Genomic DNA, 3,026 nt, shown 5'->3' on the forward strand with positions numbered 1-3,026 from the left:
ACCATTAGTATCGATTACCTTTTCCAATCTGCCCAATCCATCGTAGGTATAACTTTCTTTGATTCCCGTAGGTGATGTAATACTTCTAACTCCCACAAGAGGATCATAGGTATACGTCGTAATCCGGTAGGCGGATAAACTATCTCTAAATATTTTCAACGCATTTAGGAAGGTTGATTCATCACTGTTAGGTACAGCTCCTGCATCCACATCAGAAGCATTTACGATAGCTGTAATAGCTGATTGCGAAATATACGATAGTTTTGCATTTTCAATTTTTGCAATAGGTTGGGTATTATTATATCCCCAGATAACAACTGTAGATATCCCGTCCTTTGTTGTAAACTGTTGAAGATTTCCATTCGTTACATCATACTGATCGTAAGTAATTTCTGTAGTTGGTAAAATACTTTGAAGATCAAACGAGAGCTCAGAAACAGGAAGAAGATTCGTTGTTCCATATCGGGTTTCTGCCTTAGAAATGATTTTATTGTTTTTCTTTACTTCTGTAGCTATAGGAACATTTACCATATAGGCATTTTGTAAACCAGGGTTGTTGACATCAGTACTATAGGTGTAATTAGTTTCCCATAGGTTTCCATCTCCATCCTGCTTCTTTGATGTCTTCAAACTATTATAGGTGTAATTATACGTATTGGTTTCTGTGGATTCTATATTTTCAAATACAGTTTTCTTCTGTGTCAGGAAGCTGGAATTAAAATTGACATAGTGAGCATCAAGAAGTGCCCCGTAAGTAATACCATCGTACAGAACAAATGGAGGATGGCTAAAAGTTTGACCAAATTGTCTGTAGCTGGAAGTATACGCCTTAATGTAATCTGTATGCTTTGAATAAGTGTAATGGGTTTCAGAAATTTTATTAGTAGAAGAATAGGTAATTTCTTTACTTGGCTTTCCTCTCATCAAAGAAAAGGAAGTATAAGGAAGGCCTCTGAATATACCTGGATGGCTCCATCCAAAATAAGCAACTCCTGCCGTATCATTAAAATCAGGATTGCTGAAATTCGTAAAGTAGGTCTCTTTTTTCCCACCATTATCATCAATCTCAGTTACCTTACTATATCCTACAGTATTGTCTTCATCTTTTAGGTTTTGATAGGAATGAGAAGACCATTCCCAGAATACTAAACCTGCAGACGGCTCACTTCCTTCCAAAAGATAGACAGGCTTATAAGGAAGTATCCCACTGGATCTTCCATTATCATCTAAATAAGAATACATCTTTTGAATACAATTATTATTCTCGTTACAGGATTTAATTTTCTGTATTCTCAAACCTCCGGATACTACATCATTGGCAACCGGATTTAGTTTAAGAGCAGTCAGGGGCATTTCCTTTTCTCCGTACTGTGAATAACTGTTAAGCTCATAGGTAAAATATGTGCTGCCTCCAGTAGGGTAGGTGATTTGTTCCAAAGTACTTGCTTTTGACAATGAAAGATTCGGAGCTTTGGCTTGAGGATAATTATTAACCAGATAATTTTTCAATTGTTCAGAAGACATATTGTTCGTATTATTCGAGGTTAAAATCGTATTTCCATTATAATATCCCCACTCATCCGTCGAGGTACTCAGGTAATCTGGAAGTTTTTGCGGATTATAGGTAAGCTTATATTTTTCAGTTCCATTAATGGTAACATCCGTCAACAACAGACGATCATCAGGAACATTATTATAGTTAAAGAGAATATTCTTAATAACATTTCCAGCTTTATCCTTGACGGTAATGTTATCTAGCTTATGCCAGTGTTTATAATTTCCATAAGCACTCATATGATGAGTATAAAACCCATTCCATGTCGATATGGCATAATCAAGCGGATTATATTCTTTCTGATTAGCAAGGCTTTTATTAAAGTTAATGATAAAATCGTCTCCTTCAATTTTGTCAAGATAAGTCGTATGTAATCTGTTAGTCTGTATTTGATTGAGATTTCCACCCGATGTTGAATTGTAGGTCCATGGCTGCTGATCTTTTTTATTATAAAACAATTGGCCTGATTTATTATTCAGAAATACGGCTCTTTCATCTCTTAAATAAGAAAACGACATCTTTTTATTATCAGGGAATTTAATCTCCTTCAGATACCAATTGCTTACCATCATCTGAGGATTGAACGGATCAATATTTTCATCGGTTGATGTAAATTCTACAGCATTATCATCATTACCGAACACAGCCTGAGTTCCATCATCTAAAACAATTGTAAATCCATACAAAATTCTTTTAACTGTCGTTGTTTTTGGCGCAATATATGAACCTCCTAATATCGCTTTTTCATTAACTTTAAAATCATTTTTATAATTGTGTACGACCTTAAATGTTCTGCCATCTCTCGTTCTGCCAATCCACGTCCCTTTTTCACTCATATAAAAACTACCCGTTATCCCGCAAAAATTGATAATAAACTCATCGGGATCAGGAACAGCTCCTAATTTAGTAATGTCTTTTACCATATATTGAAGGTTATTAAGACTATACGTTTCCATGGTCTGTAGGCTTGACCATGAAGGAGTATCTAATGTTGAATAATTATCTAAGTATGAAAATCTATTATAAGGCTGCAGATTGGCTTGATAAACCTCATCAATTCCGCCATTTACAATCCTTGAAATAGAACCTCCTACCTCCAGATTCCAGCCTAATCCGACCCAGGTAGGTACTGTTTCGGGCTTAACTGATTTTACATTATAATTGAGTGATAAATCGAATGGTTTTCCGTTGATTGATTTGCTGAATAATGGAATATTAACCAATGGAGTTCCTTTGTACATGTTAACAGGTATCTTTCCATTGACAGCAAATGGTGTTGAATTAGGGCTTTGAGGGAAAAAATTGATATTCTGAGCACTGACTAATACAAAATTCGATAGTAGTAAAGCGGCGATAATTTTGTTTCTTTTCATTTTTTTACTTTTTAATCAGTTTGGCATTAGCAGTTTTGTTGGTATCCGTTTTTATGGTAATCAGGTAAGCTCCCTGGATCAAAGCCTGGGTATCTATC

General features: G+C 35.3%; 1 protein-coding gene. It reads right to left on the reverse strand.

Annotated elements, in window-relative coordinates; genetic code table 11:
• The coding region (locus M030_RS0114260) for an RHS repeat domain-containing protein (protein ID WP_155860258.1) at nucleotides 1-2,928 on the reverse strand (2,928 nt) is incomplete at its 3' end.
• Nucleotides 2,929-3,026: the final 98 nt, after the last annotated feature.

This window comes from Chryseobacterium sp. UNC8MFCol, assembly GCF_000482305.1.
In the GTDB taxonomy this organism is placed as follows: domain Bacteria; phylum Bacteroidota; class Bacteroidia; order Flavobacteriales; family Weeksellaceae; genus Chryseobacterium; species Chryseobacterium indologenes.